Origin of the sequence: Psychrobacter sp. A3, assembly GCF_028823565.1 — a bacterium.
Taxonomy (GTDB): Bacteria; Pseudomonadota; Gammaproteobacteria; order Pseudomonadales; family Moraxellaceae; genus Psychrobacter; species Psychrobacter celer.
In genome coordinates, this window is sequence record NZ_JAPEHS010000010.1 from 21,066 (window position 1) to 41,472 (window position 20,407).

17 protein-coding genes and 1 pseudogene are annotated in these 20,407 nt (G+C 46.0%); 8 read left to right on the forward strand and 10 right to left on the reverse strand.

Going from position 1 to position 20,407, the window contains the following annotated elements; translation table 11 throughout:
* Positions 1-10 precede the first annotated feature (10 nt).
* From NK638_RS03020 to hppD, 3 genes are all read right to left on the reverse strand, one after another.
* On the reverse strand, positions 11-352 hold the full coding sequence (locus NK638_RS03020; protein WP_274631889.1) for a 4a-hydroxytetrahydrobiopterin dehydratase: 342 nt from the start codon (positions 350-352) through the stop codon (positions 11-13).
* A gap of 101 nt (positions 353-453) precedes the next feature.
* Positions 454-1,404 (reverse strand): phenylalanine 4-monooxygenase, encoded by a 951-nt coding sequence (gene phhA, locus NK638_RS03025; protein WP_274631890.1) that lies wholly within the window; start codon positions 1,402-1,404, stop codon positions 454-456.
* A 220-nt stretch (positions 1,405-1,624) separates the two neighbouring features.
* Positions 1,625-2,725, reverse strand: coding sequence for a 4-hydroxyphenylpyruvate dioxygenase (gene hppD / locus NK638_RS03030; protein ID WP_274631891.1), 1,101 nt, complete (start codon positions 2,723-2,725; stop codon positions 1,625-1,627).
* A 193-nt stretch (positions 2,726-2,918) separates the two neighbouring features.
* Here hppD and NK638_RS03035 point away from each other — a divergent pair, with 193 nt between their 5' ends.
* The 3 genes from NK638_RS03035 to NK638_RS03045 all read left to right on the forward strand — a co-directional run bounded on the left by NK638_RS03035 (position 2,919) and on the right by NK638_RS03045 (position 6,070).
* A complete protein-coding gene (locus tag NK638_RS03035) occupies positions 2,919-3,845 on the forward strand; it encodes a LysR family transcriptional regulator (protein ID WP_192995206.1) in 927 nt (308 codons plus the stop codon).
* 189 nt (positions 3,846-4,034) lie between these two features.
* Positions 4,035-5,330, forward strand: a complete 1,296-nt coding sequence (gene fahA / locus NK638_RS03040) for a fumarylacetoacetase (protein WP_416376079.1) — start codon at positions 4,035-4,037, stop codon at positions 5,328-5,330.
* 164 nt (positions 5,331-5,494) lie between these two features.
* Positions 5,495-6,070: a VOC family protein gene (locus NK638_RS03045; RefSeq protein ID WP_274631892.1), complete on the forward strand. Its 576-nt coding sequence runs from the start codon at positions 5,495-5,497 to the stop codon at positions 6,068-6,070.
* Positions 6,071-6,140: 70 nt separating this feature from the next.
* Here the strand turns inward: NK638_RS03045 and NK638_RS03050 are convergent, their stop codons facing one another.
* Positions 6,141-6,974: an IclR family transcriptional regulator gene (locus tag NK638_RS03050; RefSeq protein WP_274631893.1), complete on the reverse strand. Its 834-nt coding sequence runs from the start codon at positions 6,972-6,974 to the stop codon at positions 6,141-6,143.
* A gap of 199 nt (positions 6,975-7,173) precedes the next feature.
* Between NK638_RS03050 and maiA the strand changes: the two genes are divergently transcribed.
* Positions 7,174-7,821 (forward strand): maleylacetoacetate isomerase, encoded by a 648-nt coding sequence (maiA, locus tag NK638_RS03055; protein WP_274631909.1) that lies wholly within the window; start codon positions 7,174-7,176, stop codon positions 7,819-7,821.
* Positions 7,822-7,903: 82 nt separating this feature from the next.
* Here the strand turns inward: maiA and NK638_RS03060 are convergent.
* Both NK638_RS03060 and NK638_RS03065 read right to left on the reverse strand, forming a co-directional pair.
* Positions 7,904-8,125 (reverse strand): annotated as a pseudogene (locus tag NK638_RS03060) (IS3 family transposase); the annotation flags it as partial.
* A 9-nt stretch (positions 8,126-8,134) separates the two neighbouring features.
* Positions 8,135-9,025 carry a LysR family transcriptional regulator gene (locus NK638_RS03065; protein ID WP_274631894.1) on the reverse strand — a complete coding sequence of 297 codons (891 nt, stop codon included), beginning with the start codon at positions 9,023-9,025 and terminating at the stop codon, positions 8,135-8,137.
* A 135-nt stretch (positions 9,026-9,160) separates the two neighbouring features.
* Between NK638_RS03065 and NK638_RS03070 the strand changes: the two genes are divergently transcribed.
* The 3 genes from NK638_RS03070 (at position 9,161) to NK638_RS03080 (ending at position 10,605) form a co-directional block, all read left to right on the forward strand.
* A complete protein-coding gene (locus tag NK638_RS03070) occupies positions 9,161-9,652 on the forward strand; it encodes a CidA/LrgA family protein (protein WP_274631895.1) in 492 nt (163 codons plus the stop codon).
* A gap of 9 nt (positions 9,653-9,661) precedes the next feature.
* Positions 9,662-10,360: an LrgB family protein gene (locus NK638_RS03075; protein WP_075102372.1), complete on the forward strand. Its 699-nt coding sequence runs from the start codon at positions 9,662-9,664 to the stop codon at positions 10,358-10,360.
* An 86-nt stretch (positions 10,361-10,446) separates the two neighbouring features.
* Positions 10,447-10,605, forward strand: a complete 159-nt coding sequence (locus NK638_RS03080; protein WP_274631896.1) for a DUF4298 domain-containing protein — start codon at positions 10,447-10,449, stop codon at positions 10,603-10,605.
* 42 nt (positions 10,606-10,647) lie between these two features.
* Here NK638_RS03080 and NK638_RS03085 read toward each other — a convergent pair whose 3' ends face one another.
* The 3 genes from NK638_RS03085 to NK638_RS03095 all read right to left on the reverse strand — a co-directional run bounded on the left by NK638_RS03085 (position 10,648) and on the right by NK638_RS03095 (position 11,989).
* Complete coding sequence (locus tag NK638_RS03085) at positions 10,648-11,262, reverse strand: DedA family protein (protein ID WP_274631897.1); 615 nt, start codon at positions 11,260-11,262, stop codon at positions 10,648-10,650.
* Between the two features lie 117 nt (positions 11,263-11,379).
* Complete coding sequence (locus NK638_RS03090; RefSeq protein WP_274631898.1) at positions 11,380-11,586, reverse strand: hypothetical protein; 207 nt, start codon at positions 11,584-11,586, stop codon at positions 11,380-11,382.
* Between the two features lie 13 nt (positions 11,587-11,599).
* Positions 11,600-11,989 carry a hypothetical protein gene (locus NK638_RS03095; protein WP_274631899.1) on the reverse strand — a complete coding sequence of 130 codons (390 nt, stop codon included), beginning with the start codon at positions 11,987-11,989 and terminating at the stop codon, positions 11,600-11,602.
* A gap of 269 nt (positions 11,990-12,258) precedes the next feature.
* On the opposite strand from NK638_RS03095, the gene NK638_RS03100 reads away from it, so the two are divergent.
* Positions 12,259-13,440 (forward strand): acyl-CoA dehydrogenase family protein, encoded by a 1,182-nt coding sequence (locus NK638_RS03100; RefSeq protein ID WP_274631900.1) that lies wholly within the window; start codon positions 12,259-12,261, stop codon positions 13,438-13,440.
* A gap of 318 nt (positions 13,441-13,758) precedes the next feature.
* On the opposite strand, the gene NK638_RS03105 is transcribed toward NK638_RS03100, so the two are convergent.
* On the reverse strand, positions 13,759-20,097 hold the full coding sequence (locus tag NK638_RS03105; RefSeq protein ID WP_274631901.1) for an ESPR-type extended signal peptide-containing protein: 6,339 nt from the start codon (positions 20,095-20,097) through the stop codon (positions 13,759-13,761).
* Positions 20,098-20,407: the final 310 nt, after the last annotated feature.

Genomic DNA, 20,407 nt, shown 5'->3' on the forward strand with positions numbered 1-20,407 from the left:
ACTACCCTGATTATTTACCAAATAGGCTATCGGTCTTGGCAGCCATGACAAAATCATTGCGATGCAGCCCCTTAATACTGTGTGACCACCAAGTAACCGTGGCCTTCCCCCACTCTACCAATATGCCTGGATGATGGCCTTCTGCTTCGGCGATATCGGCAAGCTCATTGGCAAATGCCATGGCCGCGACGAAGTTTTTAAACTTATACTGGCGCTGCAACTGCCGGATACCATTGACCTCGATAAGTGACCAATCAGGAATCTGCGTTAATAGTTCGCGCGCTTCAGTCTCACTGACTGTCGGGGCACCGATACGGCAGGCTTCGCAACTGCTTTGTGATAATGCTGTCATGATAATGTCCTTTTATCGAGTTTATTGTTTTGTGATACTGAGGTTTGTTGACGCCACTCCACTGCTATGTGCCTGTGCAGTAGAGGGATGTTTATAAAATTTTAATGGGATTTTTCTGGATAGGTCGGCTCAAATAACCCAAGTGACATCGCTTGCTTGACCACGCCCATGATATCGCTGTCGACGATATCAAACAGCGTATCCAGCTCATCAATCACATAATAAATAGGCTGGATATGGTCGATACGATAAGGGGTGCGCAGCACATCGAGCAAATCAAACGCCCGATATTCAGGCGTGTCGCTCAGCGCATATAATGTCTCAGACGGTGAACTTAAGATACCGCCACCATAGATTTTGCGGTCTTTTGGGGCATGGCCTACCAGTCCAAACTCGATGGTAAACCAATAGAGGCGCGCCAAAAACCACCGCTCTTCTTTGCTGGCGTTGAGACCTAATTTACCATAGGTTTCATTAAAAGCGGCAAATGCAGGATGAGTCAGCAGCGGGCAATGGCCAACGATTTCATGAAAGATATCCGGCTCTTCGATATAGTCCATATCATCCATGCGGCGAATAAAAGTCGCAACAGGAAAACGCCGCTGGGAGAGCAGTTTAAAAAACTTACCAAAGCTAATCAATGCTGGCACAGCAGCCGTTTGCCACCCTGTGGTCGCTTGCAAGACATCATCGATAGTAGCCAATTGCGGAATTTGGGTGATGGGTAGCTGCAGCTTTGTTAGGCCGTCTAAATATGCTGAACAGGCGCGATTGGGGATTTGTTTGGCTTGTCGCTCGAGCAGCGTTTGCCACATGAGGTGCTCATCATCGCTATAGGCAATATGGCCGTCGCTGTCTGGCTGGTGCGAGACATATGGCTGCTTTTGCGGCGCTTCTAGATGGGAAGCCGCTAGATGGGCACTGCTATTAGTGGTATTGATATTAGTGCTATCGGTAATTGAGCCGTCAGCTTCTTGTTTTTTGCCGATATCATTTTTGTGAGTGTTGCTGACAGCGCGTTGATAAGAGGGGGTATGTGAGAGGCGATCCATGCCTGTACTCCTTATATGACGATTGTTTTTTCTATCAGCCCATTGTCCCCTACCTGTTGACCATTCAAACTGGCGCGTCTATCACGTCGCCTAATCGGTCAAACAAGCTAGCCAGTCAGGCCAGCCAATGCGGATAAGACTAAAAATACGCAAGCCAACTGCTACGTATAATGAAGCAAGTGGACAAGACAAACTCCTTTTGCCTTGCCCGCAGCTATAGCTATAGCGCTTCTGCTTCTGGTTGACCGACAGCGCCGCGGCGCACTTGGTCGCGCTCGATAGATTCAAACAACGCCTTAAAATTACCTTCGCCAAAGCCCTCTGCATAATCGCCTTTACGCTGGATAAATTCAAAAAACACCGGACTGCCTAAGATGGTCTCGGAAAAAATCTGTAGCAGCAAGCGAGGCTCATTGCCCTCAGTCGTGCCATCTAGCAAGATACCGCGCGTTTGCAGTGCCGCGACATCCTCACCATGACCCGGCAGACGCTCACTTAACATGTCGTAATAAGCAGCGTTTGGCGCGGTCATCAGCGGAATGCCCGCCGCTTTGAGCAAATCGATACTCGCCAGCAAGTTGTCACTGGCTAAGGCAATATGCTGAATGCCTTCGCCATTAAAGTGCATCAAATACTCTTCGATCTGCCCGCCGCCCTGCTTTGATTCTTCATTAAGTGGGATGCGAATTTTGCCATCAGGGGCGGTCATGGCTTTACTAGTAAGACCTGTGTACTCGCCTTTGATATCAAAATAACGGATTTCGCGGAAATTAAAGATACGCTCATAGAAATTTGCCCAATACGCCATTCGGCCGCGGTAGACGTTGTGCGTGAGATGATCGATGACTTTAAAGCCATGACCGGTAGGCTGCCTATCGACGTCAGCAAAAAACTCAAAGTCGACATCATAGATAGACTCACCGTCTTTGTAGCGGTCAATTAAATATATCAAAGAGCCACCGATGCCTTTTATCGCAGGCAAACGCAACTCCATCACGCCTGTTGGCACCTCGACAGGCTGCGCGCCCATCTCAATGGCCCGCTCATAGGCTTTTTTGGCATCCTTCACCCGAAATCCCATACTACATGCCCCTGCACCATGCTCTTCTACAAAATAGCTGGCGTGGCTTTTTGGTTCACGGTTTAAGATGAGATTGATATCGCCTTGACGATAAAGCGCCACGTCCTTTGAGCGGTGGTTGGCGATGTGGCTAAAGCCTAGCTGCTTAAACAATGCATCGACGGCGTGTGGATCAGGTGAAGCAAACTCTACAAAATCAAATCCGTTTAGTCCCATTGGGTTTTCAAATAAATCTGCCATGGTCATCATCCTTAATATCAATTACTGCTAAAAATAGTTAGTGCTAAAAATTGGCACTGTCAATCCGTATAAAACCTTAAATCAGCGTAAAAATTTGTCTATATCAATAACGCTTATTGACGATGCATTTATATTAGATTAGCTTTATTTATAAGACTAATTGTTTTTTATGATTTATTTATTAGGTTTACTTATGAATATCAGCATTCGCCAATTGACCGCATTTATCACTGTCGCTGACAATGGTAGCTTTACCCGTGCCAGCGACCAGATGCATCTGACCCAATCTGCCGTGAGTGGCTTGATCAAAGAATTAGAATCCAGCCTCGGCATCGTGTTGTTTGACCGCACCACCCGCCAGCTGTCTTTGTCCGCTGTCGGTCGCCATCTGCTGCCACAAGCGCGGCGGGTACTAAATGAGATGCATCTTTTTGAAAACGAAGCCAGTAGTTTGACCAGCTTGGCACAAGGCCAAGTCAGACTAGCGGTGTCGCAGTTTGCAGCCTCCTCTATGCCTGCTGTCATCGCTCAGTTTTCCCAAACCTATCCTGATATCAGCGTGTCGTTATTAGATTGCTCGGCCGAAAATGTCCTACAACACATCCAAAATATCGAGGTGGACTTAGGCGTCGGTACCGAGCTTGGATTTATGGAGATGGATGATGACATCAGCACCGACTTACTGTACGAATTGCCGTTTTGTGTGGTGATGCCAGAGCAGCATGTGTTGGCACAAAGAAGTGAGATCGTCTGGCAAGACTTGCTAGAGACGCCGCTTATTACCTTGCAAGGGCCATTTATTGAGCAAGTCACCACCGAGCTTGATGAAGCGGTCGCCGCCCATATTCAGCAAGCGCGCTACAAGGTCAATTTTATGTCGACAGCGCTGGAGATGACGCGTCAAGGGTTTGGTATCACGTTGTGCCTACCCTATATGCCAGAGGTGATCGACTGGGTCAGCGCCAATGGCTTACAGATGCGGCCACTTGCTCATCCAGTCAAGACAAGGCGGTTTTTTATCTATCAACGCTCATCACGAGCGCTAGCGCCTGCAACGGTTGCCTTTAAGCAGTTTTTGCAAACGTATTTTTCGCAGCACTTTACCGATCTGCATGGCTAATAGCACCCCTAAAAGTAAGCGATAATGGGCATAAAAACCCTTGCAATACCTCTGATGATAACTTAGCATAAGACATAAATTATACTATCAGTAATAAATTACGTATTGCGTAATAAGTCTTATATTTCTTATTCACTCACTTTTTATCACCTAACTTTATCCTTTATTTTTTTTAGCAAGGAGCATCTTATGTCAACGATTGACAAAAACCTGACTTCGTTTATCGAGGTTGCCGCCGACTCTGATTTTTCTATTCACAATTTGCCTTATGGTATTTTTAGCGATACCAAGACTCAAGCAGAGGCAGACAACCGCCGTGCTGGCGTGGCAATCGGTGAATACGTACTGGATTTGTCTGTGCTTGAGTCAGCAGGTCTTTTAGATTTAGCAGGCGGGCCGTATTTTAACCAGCCGACCCTAAACGCCTTTATTGACTCAGGCCGAGATAATTGGCAAAAGGCGCGTGCGACGGTTCAAACACTGCTATCTGACGCAGACAGTACCCTACGTGACGACACCGAGCTACAAAAAAAGGCACTGTTTAAGCAAGCGGATGTCACCATGCATCTGCCTGTTCACGTGCCAGGCTTTACCGACTTTTACTCGTCTAAAGAGCACGCAACCAATGTCGGTACGATGTTTCGTGATCCAAACAATGCGCTGCTACCCAACTGGACAGAGATGCCAGTCGGTTACAATGGCCGCGCCAGCACGGTCGTCGTCAGTGGCACCGATATCGTGCGCCCCTCTGGGCAGCTAAAACCAAATGCGGATGAGCGCCCTATCTTCTCACCTTGTAAGCGCTTGGATTTTGAGCTAGAGACTGCGTTTGTCGTTGGCAAAGGCAACCAGCTTGGTCAGCCTATCGCCGTCGATGAAGCATTTGAGCATATTTTTGGCATGGTGTTGCTCAATGACTGGTCAGCGCGCGATATCCAAAAATGGGAATACGTGCCTTTAGGGCCATTCAATGCCAAAACCTTTGCTTCTGAGGTCTCGCCTTGGATTGTCACCATGGAGGCGCTTGCCCCCTTTAAGACCTCATGCCCTACCCAAGAGCCAAAACCGCTGGCGTATCTAAACGAGACCGCCACTGATACCAGCTTTGATATCAACCTATCGGTCGAGCTGCTACCCGAAAATGCCGAGAGCGCTACTGTCGTTTGTGAGACAAACTTTAAGTACATGTACTGGTCGATGGCGCAGCAGTTGACGCACCACACCATCACCGGCTGCAAGGTAGAAGTCGGCGATATGATGGGCTCAGGGACGATCTCGGGGCCGACACCTGACGCTTATGGCTCAATGCTCGAGATCGCTTGGAACGCGACCAAGCCTGTGACGCTGGCCGGCGGTGAGACGCGCAGCTTTATCGAAGATGGCGATACCGTCATCATGAAAGGCTATAGCGAAAAAGACGGCGTTCGAGTCGGTTTTGGCGAAGTACGCGGTAAAGTCTTGCCTGCCCTGAGCTTTGATTTTTAGCTTTGATTTTGACCACTGATACTGGCTATCACATAGGCGTGCAATGCTAAATAGTTGATCACGCTGCCAAATTTTAGTAAAGCATACGTCCGCTCTGATCAGACCGTTGCTCGAACCATACTGGCAGTATGACGCAGGTCACGCCTTATCAAAAGGATATTGATATGAGCTTTACAATTGAAAAAATCCATCACGTGGCTTATCGCTGCAAGGATGCCAAAGAGACTGTCGAATGGTACAAAAAACATCTAAACATGGACTTTATCTTGGCATTTGCCGAAGATCATGTACCCTCAACCAAGGCCTTCGACCCTTATATGCATGTGTTTTTAGACGCAGGACACGGCAATGTCTTGGCATTTTTTGAAGTACCAAATCAGCCTGAGATGGGCTTTGACCCCAATACGCCAAGCTGGGTACAGCATTTGGCGCTGAAGGTAAAAGATCGCGATGCCCTGATGCTGGCAAAAACGCATTTAGAAGACAATGGTATCGAGGTGGTCGGCGTGACCAATCACGGTATCTTTCACTCGATTTATTTCTTTGATCCAAACGGCCACCGCTTGGAGCTGACCTATGACGATGTCACATCAGAAGAAAAAGTATCAATGATTACCGAAGCGATGAAGCAAGAGATGCTCGATGAGTGGTCACGTACCAAACGCGCACCCGTCCATACGCAGTTTTTGCACAACGAAGAGTTAGAAGAAGTAAAGCAACAACTCCCTATGGGCAAATAAATAGTCGGTGCAGAACTTGAGTATCGAAAAATAGTGTTAAGTAAAAACAACGTTAAGAAAAAAAACAACGTTACATCACATCATAACGCTGCGCGATTGCCCGTATCTGCGTGACCAAATCATGTTGCTTATGTACAGGCAGTTGCTCATTGGTCCCGATGACCGTGATGGCATACTCTAAACCGATAGGTGCGTGTTTCTCAGTACTGTGATCGTCTATATGACTTGCCTGTGATGATATCAAAGCAGGCATACTAATGGCGTTGATACCCTTGAGCATATCGCCTGTCACCATGGCATAGCCTTGGGTACGGATATTGGCGCATCGTTCGCTAAACGTCTGACGTTTTTGTGCCATGTCATCATAGGTCTCATGATCACGCCATTCTGCCATCACCAATGGCCAAATAACCGTATCTGACTGATAGCTGGCAAACAGCTGTCCTGTCGCCGAGGTGCTAAGCGGCATCCGTGAGCCCACACGCGTGATGATACTGATGGCGCTATCTGGCTCGACCGACTGGATAATAATAGGCCCTTCGGTAAACCATTTGGCAATCTGTACCCCGCAGTGCAAGGCGTCTTTGATATCATGAGCGATAAGCGTCAGGCGCTCTAGAAGGTTGTTTGGACGGTGGGCGCGGTGGCTTAGCGCATCGACTCTGTGCCCAAGTCCGTAACGCCCGTCTGCCAATTGCTGTGCATAGTCTTTTCGAATGAGACTGACCAAATAGCGATGACACTTGGCAGGATGCATTTGCAGCGCTTGAGCAATGTCTTTTAACATCATAGGCTCGCGGCGCTCGATAAGGATATCTAAGACGGACAACCCTGTCTCCAAAGACTGGACGCCATTTTTTTGAGTGGTCGTCGCGCTGTCTATAGGGCTTTTGGCTGCTGGCATAATGGACTCGCTAAAAGGCTGGCTTTATTTAGGCTTAGGCCGTGGAATGAGAAGTACAATTTTATAACACTTACGCCTGATTGTATGCATGTGCAGTTGGAGAGCATGCATATCTTATGCAACGATAATGACGGGACAAGCTATGGTGGCAACGGGGCGTTTGACTTACAACATAACATAATAAAAGGAAGATACCATGATGAAACTTTACGGCTATTTTCGTAGCGGCACATCTTACCGTACACGTATCGCAATGAATCTAAAAGGTCTAGAGTACGATTATCTGGCAGTCAATCTGGCCCAAAACGAGCAGCTAGCTGAGACGTTCAAAACCCTAAACCCACAAGGACTAGTGCCTGTTTTACAAGCTGATGACGTATTGCTCTATCAAAGCCCTGCTATATTAGAGTGGCTAGAAGAGGTCCATCCTGTGCCGCCTTTATTGCCCAGTGACGCTGCTGGCCGTATGCAAGTAAGAGCGCTGAGTGCGATGATTGGCTGCGACATACACCCTATTAATAACCGCCGTATTTTACAATACTTACGCCACGAGCTGTCTGTAGATGAAGAGCAGGTCATGACGTGGTGCAACCGCTGGATCAGCGAAGGCTTTGCCGCTTTAGAAAAACGCTTGGCAGCTGACCATACTCGCGGTAAGTTTTGTTACGGTGACACGCCAACCTTTGCAGATTGCTATTTGATACCACAGGTGTCGTCTGCGCGCCGGTTTGAGGTGGACCTCACCCCCTACCCAACCATCTTCGCCATTGATGCTCACTGCCGCACATTAAAAGCCTTTATAGATGCCGAACCGATGCAGCAGCCTGATGCACCACAAGCGATCTAGCTGACCCAATGCCATCACCAGTACCCTATTAAGTGCGATATAGTGAACCGCCCCGACTATGTCGGAGTCTGGTTTACTTGAGTCAGGCAGCCATGCCTGACAGTATTAAATTATCATAATACCGCTTTTCAAACTCAAAAGGCGATACATAGCCCAATGCACTGTGTATACGCTTTTTATTGAACCAATCTACGCAATTCAAGGTCGCAAGTTGTACATTCGCTAAACCTTGCCAACCTGCTTTTAAATATTCAATCACCTCTGTTTTGTATAACCTACGCCCTGTGTCAGCCAAAGCATTATCAAGGCCTGGTTATATATTTTTTCTTATGTTATCAAGCCAAGCTCGCATACTTGGTGTAAGCAAGCGATGACGACGCCAAGCCATGACAAGCTCCCATTTTAACTGAGGTTGGGTTAGTGGCAAGCAGACTAATCCTGTCAAATCCAACTTTTGAGTATAATATTGAGGCAAAAGAGTCACACCCATATCCTGTTTTACCATGTCAAGAAGCAAGTGCCACTGATTGGTTTGGCAAATAATATTAGGTTCAAAACCTAGTGCTTGACAGTTTTCTATAATCATTGGAGTAAATGATGAATTGGAGGTAAATAAAATTAGGGGTGCATTTGATAGTGACTTAAGTGTTACCTTGGTTTTTCGCTTACCCATACGGTTTTTATTTGCTACGACCACCACTGGATAGCAACATATCGACGAGTAGTCAAAATCATCGTCAATCGGCTTCATCAATGTTGCCACATCAAGTTGCCCCTCTAGAAGGGCCTGCTTAAGTGACTCAGCACCATCTTCGATAAGTGAGGTTTCTATACTAGGATGCATTTGGTAAAAGTTAAAAATAGCTTTGCTTAGTATTTCACTGCCTAACGGTGAAATCCCCAGACGCAACTTACCACCTATTAATTGCTGATAATCTACTACTGTTTGTTCAAGATTATCTGCCTTTTGTAAGATATCCACTGCTTGAATATAGAGGTGTTCGCCAATTTCCGTTAAATTAACTAGCCGCTTTTTTCTATGAGTCAACGGCTTATCAAACAGAGCTACGCCTAAATATTCTTCAAGGTTACTGATGGATTTGGTAACGGTGGGTTGGGTTAGATTGAGTTGGATACTGGCTTGAAGAAACCCACCTGTTTTTACGACTGTCACAAAGCAGCGTAATTGCTTGAAAGTTATCATGAATAATAAACCATGGTTAGGAAGGATAATGAAATTTATTATAGAAATTGAGAATAAAAATAAAAATATAATTCATAATTTATGACTAGGGTATTTTTATAATAAGTAGTCTCTAATCAACAAACAACAATTATTATGCGTAATCCTAATATTCACTTATCCCTATCCTTTGTAGCTGAAAAAAAACTTAGACTTCAACAGTTTTGTCGCCAATCATGGCTTCATGTCCTTATGCAATGCGCTATTATCGCAGCTGTCTGGTATTGTGCTGCGATATTGGTTGAGTTATTGCATTTACCCGTATCCTCAGGCGTCTTAGGAGTATTTTTAATGCTGATCTTATTAATGAGTGGTGCTATCAAGGTTAACTGGGTCAGACTGGGGGCAAAATTTGTTTTGGGTGAATTAGTATTAATGTTTATCCCACTTATGATGTCAATACTTCAATACAAGGCGCTATTTATCAGTAAGGGCTGGCAATTAATGCTGACAATTATCTTAAGTACCGCGATGGTGATGTTAAGCTCAGCATTCACTTTTATTATGGTGCACCGTTTGCAACGTAGATTGTATCGACATCAGATTTATAAAGCCCAATTAAACCTAAAAAATAATGATAATGTGTGAGGATTTACAATGAATATCTGGTCAATCCTTTGTCTCATTTGGACATTAGCTGCTTATTATATGGCTAAAGTAATCTATGTGCGCTATCGAAAATCTTGGCTAAACCCAGCTATCACGGTTCCAGTAATAACACTTTCATTAATGATTATCTTTAATATCTCTTATGATACTTATTGGAAGGATACAGCTTGGATTGTGCAGTTACTTGCCCCCGCAACGGTTGCGTTTGCTATACCTATTTATGAATATCGTCGTTTAATACGTCAACATGCTTTGGCCTTGACCGCTTCTATAACTGTTGGGATGGTGGTGGGAGTCTTAAGCATATACCTATTCACTGGTTTGTTCCATTTTGATAAGACCTTGACCTATAGCTTGATGGCCCGTTCAATATCGACACCATTTGCGTTAGACTTATCTGAAAAAATTCACGGATCTTCCTCTTTAGTTTCACTGTTTACTTTGATTACAGGGATGGTGGGAATGATTTTAGGGGATATGATTTTGACTTTTTTTCGTATTCGCTCACATCTTGCAAATGGAATCGCATTTGGTAATGCATCACACGGCTTTGGTACAGCCCGAGCAAGTCAGCGCAATGAGGACGAGGGCGTTATAGCTAGTTTAACAATGATTTTAGCGGGATTATTTATGGTATTCTTAGGCCCTTCATTAATACATGGCGTAATGTTGTTTGGGCAAGTTTAAACAAATAAAGCTTGGCTGCGGTGCGCACGCTCATGCCTTGTTCAAGAGACTGTAATACCTTTTTACGAAGGGTAATGGGGTATGTCATGGTAATTAGCGAGCTGGAATTTAGAATTATCGTAATTAAGCACTCTGACGAGGCTCATTCTATCTTTAGCGAAGACGGTATTTGGAATGCGATGACAGAGCATCAAGAGCAGGCGATTGCTTGGATGCGTTTAGGGTTGGATGCTATCGACAAGTAAATCAAGGCGTTAGCACTTAGTGATTATCGGCCTTCGCGTTTGTTAGTGTTTATCAGATAAACGCCGCTTTACAAACCAACCGATTATCAGCACCACGATAAGGATGCCAATACCTGTCGAGTAAGGGGCGAGCGTCGATTCAATAACCTCGTAGTTTTGGCCCATATAGTAACCCGCGAGCGTCAGACCTGTCGTCCAAATGCTTGCACCAAGTGCGGAGAGTCCCAAAAACGGTAGCATTGGCATATTATTCATACCGGCAGGAATCGAGATAAACGAGCGGATACCAGGCACCATACGACCAAAGAATACCGCTTTTTTACCGTGCTTATCGAACCATTCATTGGTAGCTTTGATATCGTCAGGTTTTACAAAAACAAATTTGCCATATTTTTTGGTTAAGGCTATCAAGCGCTCTTCATTAAACACGCGGCCTAAATAGTACAGCGGTAACGCACCAAGTACCGCGCCAAGCGTCCCTGCTAGTATGGCAAGTATGAGATTAAGCTCACCATTTGAGGCGGCAAACCCAGCAGCAGGCATAATGACCTCAGAAGGAATAGGCGGAAAGACGTTTTCGGCAAACATGGCAAAGATAATGCCAAAGTAGCCAAACTTCGCCGTGATAGAGAGTACCCAGTCACTGATTTGACCCATAAAAAACCTTTAAAATAGAATGAACAATACTGCTGCTAAGCCGAATCTTTAGGCAAAAGATACTAGCTCATCAGTGGTTTTTCAATTTAGAAGGTTTTACGCGCTGTGCAAGTTTCGTTAACGTATATCTAAATCATCAGCGTAGGCAAATAGCGTCGGCGCGCCTCCGGTATGCCAAAATAAGACGTTATCGGTTGCTTTGATTTGCTCGGTGCGTATCACAGTGACAGAATTCCATTGGTATTTCATCATATTTAAATACTGATATATGAATACCTCCTTACCATCAATATATTTGGGTGTACCTGCAAATTTTAATTTCATTTTACTGTCTCAGTTAACTTTTCCACGCAGATACTATAGCGCCCCACTCTCTGTTTATAGCATCACATTCTCTTTCTTGCACAGAATCGTGCATATAGTAATATTTACCTACTAGACTATTTCTTGCTTTATCGAATCCAATGTCAAAAAACTCTTCCACAAGAATTTTTCTACTCTCTTTCTCATTTAAAGGGCTAGTAGGTAAAAATGTGTTCCAAGGTATATTTTTTTCATAATATACATACTCAGGAAGTATGTAGTGGTCAAATATTTTTAGACAGTACTTAAGAGGTTTTTGTTGAAATAAAGTCTCTCTTTCTCGCTCTAAAGCTTCTTGACGGTTATATAAAGTGCGGTACGTGACATAGTTTTTCCATCTTAGCAACGATTGTCGAACCATCATGGTCGCTCTCAAAAATTGAATGGCTGCTCAACTTTATCTTGTCTATACAGGCGAGTGCAGTAACGTTCGTTTACCGTCCTAACTTATCCTACGCTTATTACCGTGATTACCTTCACTAAATATTCATTATATTCAAATTACCGGTTGTATAGTGGTCGACAGTTGGTTATTCTTTGAATATAGAACGTTATATACAAAATATAGAATAAAGAACAACTTATCGGTTTTAAAAAACAAATTCGTTTTACTAATGATAAGGGTTGAAAAATATGAGCCAAATATCTTTTCCATACAGCACACCGATTAGGCCTGCTAGCGCAGCAGATGAGACATATCATTTGGCACTTGCTCACCGTGAGGAGACAGAAAACCTTAGAAAGATTGCACCCGCTGTGATCGAGCAGCTCTCAGCCCGCCATTTATTTAGGATGGGTTTACCAAAGTCACTGGGAGGCTGGGAAGACAACCCAACCGAGACCTTAACAGTGTACGAAACCTTGGCAAGCGCAGAAGCGTCAGTGTCTTGGATCGTTTGGAACAATCATCCGGCGTGTACCTTTGGACGGTTTTTGGACAGCTCGGCCAGGCAAGAGGTCTTTAATAATCCTGAACATATCTATGCCAATTCGGCGCGTCCTGAAGGCGTCGCCGTCCAATACGCAGAGGGCTACACCGTATCAGGTCGCTGGACGCTGGTATCTGGCTGCGAGCTGGCCGATTGGTTTGTCCTACGATGCCGAGTCACCTCTGACGGGGCGCAAGCCCCACTCAGCTCTGGTGCCAATCTAAAACTGTTTTTTATCCCAAAAGCTGACGTCGATGTGATTGACACTTGGCATGTCGGTGGACTAAGAGGGACAGGCAGCCATGATATTGTGGTCACAGAAGCCTTTGTAAAGCCTGAATATGCAATCGATTTTGATAGTCCTATCGATACCGACAATAAATACAACCGCCTACCTATAGGGTGTATCAATGCTGCTGGCTGTGCAGCGATGGCGCTAGGCGTGCTAAAAGCTGCCACCGATGAACTGATTGCTCTGTGTCTTGAGAGAGTTACCGCTGGTAAAAGCACAGATCTACGTGATCGCGCCACGGTACAAGCGGCCATCGCCAAAAGCAAGACTCTGCTGGCTGCCAGACGCCTACAGCTACACAGTAGCGTTGAGACATTATGGAATGAAGCTGTGAAAAACAACGCTTTTACCGACACACAGCTTGCCGATGTCTGGGCAGCGGCTTGTGAGGCGGCAAGAGCATCTAGAGATATGGTGTCTGAGATTTACGCGGTGGCTGGTACTGTCTCGCTATATAAGACCCATAAAATTGAAAGAGCGCATCGCGATATCTATGCGATTTTACAACACGGTATCGTGCAGCCGCACTGGATGAATCAAGCAGGCATGGCTTATGTTGGCCTGACGCCGACAGCACCCATGTTCCGAATTTGACAGCAGTCTGTCAGCGTTTTTGGGCTGTTTATGTGGCCAAAAATGCGCGGAATATTATCGCTTTATATAGTCGACTCTAAATAAGTCACATATAGTGAGTTCAATATAAAAACGATACAGTGAGACTGAGATAAATTTTACGCAGTACCCATCGGCGCAGGCACAGCACGCAAGGAAAATTTATACCAGCTCCACGTTGATATAGTGTATCTGTTTTATTTAAAACCGACTGACATGATAAAGAAGCAAGACATCAGGTGCCTTGCTTCTCTTTTATACTTTATAAAAACAGTATTTTATAAAAACGGTCACGGCTTATTAGTCGAAGTGGAAACCTGCACCAATCGAGCCGCCTGCATTGCCTTGCGTATCTGCAGTACCATTTATCTTCATGACCCAACGACCGTCATTGGAGAGCTTAGAGAAGCCGATGGCCACTGCACTCTCGCCGTTGTAAGTACCGACACCGCCGCTAATCAAAGACTTACCAGAGATATAAGCTTGCGGTAGAGAAGACATCGCCATGGCCGCTGAGATACCTGCGTTTGCATCGTCTTCGACTTCGCCGATTTTGTAGCCTAGATCGCTCATGCTGTTGTTTAGCCTGCTATCGAGTGCACTTAGCTGACCAAGGTTGACAGCATCTGTCGCTTCGACACCATCGGCGACACCTGTAATACTCTTGCCACCTGCATACAGACCATCTGCCGTCATACTTGGGCCGTCTGTGATAGTGACACCGCCACTATTGATGGTCGTATTACCTGTACTGACACTATCTACGCTGATATTGCCATTGAGGTCAAACAAGATACTACTGCCCTGCGCGGTGGTGGTGATGTTATTACCACCGGTAAAGCTTAGGACACTGTCATCACCGATAGGCTTGTTGATATTATCTCCACTATCCGCGCCAAAATTGAGACCGGCATCCAATCTATCCGTATTGCCTTGAATATTGGTCGTATTGGTGCTGATATTGGTGGTGTTGGTAGCGATATCAGCCGTATTGGCCTCAATATTGGTGGTATTGGTGGCTATACTTTCATTGATAATGGTCTCGCCTTGCTTGATCGAGGCAATCGCACCATCAATACTGCTTTGACCGGTACCGCCGATATTGGCATTGGTGAAGGTGCCATCTTCAGGGTTATAGACGGTATCCCCACCTATTAGGGTACTGATACCTGCACCTTGTGCATAGAGCTGGCTACCATTGATAGCATCTGAGCTACTGGCTGAGACTTCACCGCTCATCACGTTTGTGATTTTGGTGTCAGCGGCATTGATACCCGCTTTGGTCATACTTGGTCCGCCGACGATGGTCAAGCCGTCATTGCTCAGCGTACTATCGCCTGCTTGTACGCTATCGATGGCGATGTTTCTGTTCAGCTCAAAGCTGATGTCATTGACGTCTGCTGCTCGACTTGCTAGAGGTGATATACCATTGCTTGCAGTCGTTCTTGAGATCGTGATATTGCCATCTCTACTGTTTATATCAACAGCACTGCCTTGTTTGACCATGGTAGCGATATCGCCTTGAGCAGTGAGCGCCCAGCCTTGATCCAAAGCAAAGGTTGCTGCTTCTAACTGTCCAACCGTAGCAGCGTCTGTAAAGTCGATACCGTCGGCGACATTTGTGATTCGATTAAAGCCGTTATCCAAACCATTATTGGTCAATCTAACGATTCTATTTGGCGCATTATCGGACACAAAGGTAAAGCTATTGCTTGTCATGAGGCTACTACCCACTTGCATACTGCCTTCATCACCCAAGTTTAGCTGATTGTTTAGCCGAACCTGAACGCCTGCGGCAGATGCCAATGTGGTGATATTACCATCACCCGTGACATTGATGGTCTCCCCTAACGCAAATTGCTGGTCGTTGGCAACATTACCATCACCGATTTTGATGCCTTTGGCGATCTCATCATTCGTCATGGTGAGCTGCGCGAAATTGACAGCATCGCTCGGGGCAATACCTTCAGCCACCTTGATGATTCTATTATTGCCATTATCAAGGCCTTCATTACTTAACGTGATGGTCTGATTCGGTCCATCGGTGATGGTGACACCTGCATTGTTAAGCACTGTGCTCTCCATACGCACGCTGCCAGTTTTACCAAGTCTCACATCCTCATTCAGCTTGACGTTTAGATTGCCATCTTCATCAGCGACCACACCGATGTTGTTGTCCGTGAGATCTGTCGCGCCGCCACGAATGGTCAACGTCTCACCTAACTTACGATTGACAATGACGTTGGTATCGTCTCCTGTGAAGTCAAGCCCTAGATTGACGGTGCTGTTAGTGGCATTTAACTGTCTCACATTGACCGCATCCATATCTTCTTCACCATCATCCACGTTGGTGACTCTATTGCCGCCGTTGTTTAGACCGCTGTTGCTGAGTGTGACGGTTTGGTTACTACCACCGGTTAAGGTGACGCCACCATTGTCTAGCAAAGTGTCGCCTGTGGTGACGCTAACGAAAGAGACTTCATCTGCCGTAGCGATTTTGATACCACCATTGTCTTCTAGCAGCTCAATGTTGCTTCCTGTGACAAAGTTGGCTGCGTTGTCATTTTGGTCAAGGGTTTTGACATCGTTGCCGTCGATCTGTGTTATGACGGTTTGCATGGCACTGTCAGCTTTTGTTAAGCTTGCTTTGCTAGCATCGCTTAGATCGACTTTGTAGTCGGTGATATTGTCATCACCTTTGTCACCAGCGGTAACTGTCAATGCAGTGTCATCTCCACTAGAGACACTGCTACCATTGGCATTGACAGTGTAGACATCCTGTCCGGTATCGCTGTCGATTGAGAGGTCAACACTGTCGACATTGGTACCTTTGATGACTTTGGTTCTGGCAGCAGCAGAGAAGTCTGCAAGTTGACCGAAGTTCACTGCGTCTTTATCATTACTACCGTCATCGACGTTGACAATTTTTCTATTACCAGCATTAACACCGCCGCTTCTGGTAACGCTTGGGCCACCGATAATCGTTAGACCATCCATATTCAGTGCCGTACTAGGAATACCTAATGGACCATTTACCAGCACGCCCAAACCTGTAACAGCGGTACTACCTACAATACTTCCCGTTCTAACACCCAAGCGGTCAACGGTTGTCACAGGTCCTAACCCAAGTGGAGAGCTTGAACCCATCGTGACGCTACCTGTTTTGCCCAAATCAATGTTCTTTGCCAGCTTAATGCTGAGGGTGTCGCTACCATTGGCAACCACGCCGATATTGTTATCTGACAAATTGGTCGCCCCGCCTTTTACTGTGAGCGTATCGCCCATTTGGCGGGTGACGGGGATGCCAGTATCACCATCAAACTTAAGCCCTTGATTCACTACTCCAGACAGACCTTTTAATTGCGCCACGTTTACCGCGTCGCTATCATTAGTACCTGCAGCTACATTGACGATCTGACGATTGCCGCGCTCAGCTCCATTTCCTACTGAGACAGCACCATATCTTGCACCACTTTGGGTAGCTTTGATAGCGGCATCGCTACTACCGGTTGGATCATAGCCCATAGCACCACCTGCTACATTGGCCACTGACCCTGCCCCAAGAGCTACTGAACCTTCAGCGACGGCTGAAGACCCCATACCAAAGGCAGAAGAGGCATCACCGGCTGAGCTGGAACGCACACCAACAGCGGTAGATAGCGCACCCTCAGACAGTGCTTTTGCACCAATGGCGATGGAGGCAGAACCATCCGATTCTGTGTTTACCATATAAGGCGGTGTCTCAACAAGGCTACTACCTGTATAGGCTGTAAACATAGCTCCAGCATCTGCTGAGGCAGCATCTAAATCATCACCACCAATGGCGATAGAAGAATTACCACTTGAGACAACGTTTGCCCCAATAGCAATAGATTGCTCGCCACTTGCAGTGGTGTGTTGACCACTCGCCCCGCTACCAATAGCGATACTTTGACTACCAGCCGCACTGGCGTTCCGACCCATGGCCATAGCGTTTTCGCCCGTGGCACCTAGATTGTCGTCATTGCTACCACCTGTGGAGTTGACACTGTAGTACTTGGTTTTGTTGGCGATAACTGTACCACTCAAATCATCAATTGCTTCGTTAGTGGCAAATAACTGACTACCGTTAATGGCATCAGTACTGGTTGCATCAACGACACCTGGAGCGACGTTTTGGATTTGTCGCTCAGCGCCGACAGAGCCTACTGACACCGTCTTAGCGCCACTTGTTAAGCCCGCTACTGGTTGATTGTTTATGGCAAAAGCGCCGGTGTGCTGTGCTGCAGTAACGGATTGATGCCCCAAAGCGACGTTACCTGACTGCCCTGCGATTGCAGCACGACCCAAGGCTGTGGCATTGCTGACTGCACTCGAAGCCTGACCAATAGCCGTACCGCCAATCTGCGCAGTGGACTTAGAGCCAAGCGCTACTGCGTAATTACCAGACGTAGCATCATCACCTAAAGATGCAGCATGGTTACCAGAGCTTGATCTCACACCAATTGCTAGACCGTTTCTGGTACTGGCCGCAGCAGTGGCACCGCGACCAATTGCAATACTGTCCTCGCCATTAATTACAGCACCTTCACCCAGAGCGATTGAATACCTGTCACTGGCGTTGATTGTGACGTTGTTACCTAATACGAAGGAGTTGTCGGCATCGATAGTATTGTTATTACCCACTGCATAACTACCGCTGCCGCTAATAATATTAGGGTCACCAAAGGCACCTGAGTTGTCGCCATTGACGATGTTACCTGTGCCGATTGCGATACTATTGACACCACTCGCTTTTGCTCCATCACCGATAGCCACACTAGACTCACCACTAGCAGTAGTACTATACCCCACGGCTACAGTATTCTTTTCAAGTGCTTTAGCCTCGCGTCCTAAAGCTGTACTGTACACATCAGTCGAGACAGACTGACTTCCTATCGCTGTCGACCCTTTTTTGGTCGCTGTTGCGGCATCTCCTATCGCAATTGCAGCATAACCCGCGTTAGCAGCATATCCTATCGCGGTGGAATGTTTTTGATGGGCATTAGCTTGATAACCTAAAGCAATTGCGTTTCTATCTTTAGCTTGTGCTTGGTAACCAATCGCAGTGCTCCGCGTACCCTCAGCATTAGACTTTGTTCCCAACGCTGTCGCATTTTCACCTGTCGCTGATGCCTCAATTCCAGCTGCCATTGCATCAACACCAGTCGCACCGTCATTATTGTAATTGCCACGAGTTGAATCTGTACTATTGACACTATAGAAATGTGTCTTGTTAGCCACAACGACATCACTTAAGTCTTTAACAGACTCATTGGTGGCATGCAACTGACTACCATTAATACCATCTGTACTGGTTGCACTTACCTCCCCGCTAGCGACATGCTTGATTTGACGCTCACGCTCTTCCGAGCCAACAGAGACCTGTGCTCCTTTATCATTGGTCGCACCAGCGTAATTATAGTCCTTATTACCAATAGTAAGCTTCTCTTGGTAAGTGGCATCATTAAGTGTGGTGGAACCTGCACCTAAAGCAACCGAACCATCTTTACTTGCTGATGACCCCATACCAAAGGCTGAAGAGGCAACACCATCTGAGGAGGACTGTACACCAACAGCAGTAGATAAGTGACCTTTAGACAGCGCTTTTGAACCAACGGCGATGGAAGCAGCGCCACTGGCCTCAGTGTTTCTAGCATAATACGCAGGCTCTACAAGGTTACGGCCAGTATAAGTCTTAAACACCGTATTCACACTGCCAGTGTTGGCACCAATATTTGAGCTGCCATCCAAGTTGGTTTCAGAGGCAGCGTTTAGATCATCGCCACCGATGGCGATAGCAGAGCCTCCTGTGGTCACCACATTTGCGCCAATGGCGATAGACTGCTCACCACTAGCACTGGTAGGCTTGCCATTAGCCACACTACCAATAGCGATACTTTGACTGCCAGCCGCGCTGGCGTTCCGACCCATGGCCATAGCGTTTTCGCCCGTGGCACCCAAATTGTCATCATTACTACCACCTGTGGAGTTGACGCTGTAGTATTTGGTCTTGTTGGCGGCAATTGCATGGTTTAAATCGCCGATGTTGGCAGCGTTGTTATTGTCACCGACACCGCTTGCTACATTGGTGATCTGATTGCCACCATTATTTAGTCCACTATTGCTTAAGGTGACATTATTGATAGGATTGATTGCTTTGATGGCCATCCCTGAGCTATCCACCAGGGTGTCACCCATTTTTAGGCTACCATCTACGCCTAGATTGACCGTTTTATCTAGCTTTACGGTCAGTGTTTTGCTGTTTTTATTGGCAGTTACATTGATATTTTTGCTGCTTGGATCGCCAGCTACCGTCTCACCCCCTTTGATTGTCACTGTATGATGGAGCCATTCATTGGTATAAATTTTAGGCGTAGGATCGTCACCTGCAAAGTAAAGACCAAGCGCACTGGCTGGCATCGCGACACCAGCAGCCAGCAGACCGAGTCCTATAGCGCTCACATGCCATTTTTTGACAAAAGTGGTAGCTGTGGTATTAATACGAGCATTGGCACTGACGCTAGATTTAGAGGACTTGCCACGTGCTTTGGCATATTCACCAACGGCGACAAAACAATTTAAAGCTTCATTCCATATGACTTTATAGATGCGGTTCATGATGCGTACTCCCTTACATAATTATTAGAGGCCAACTCATAGTCGGTATGTAGAGAGCGAATACGACAACATGACACGGCGGTAAGCTTTAATGAAACTTTTTGCGCAAATGTAACCATTTTTAGCGTTTAAAAACCTAAAAGTTTCATCGTGTAAGACTATGTACACTCTCTATATATTCATAATATCGAATATATAGAGAGTGTACATGTCACTCTTCGGCTATTTACTACCGCTTATCGGAATATATTCTTATAAATGAATATATTCTTTTCATTATCTCTTATTTATATTAAATTACCTCCATTTT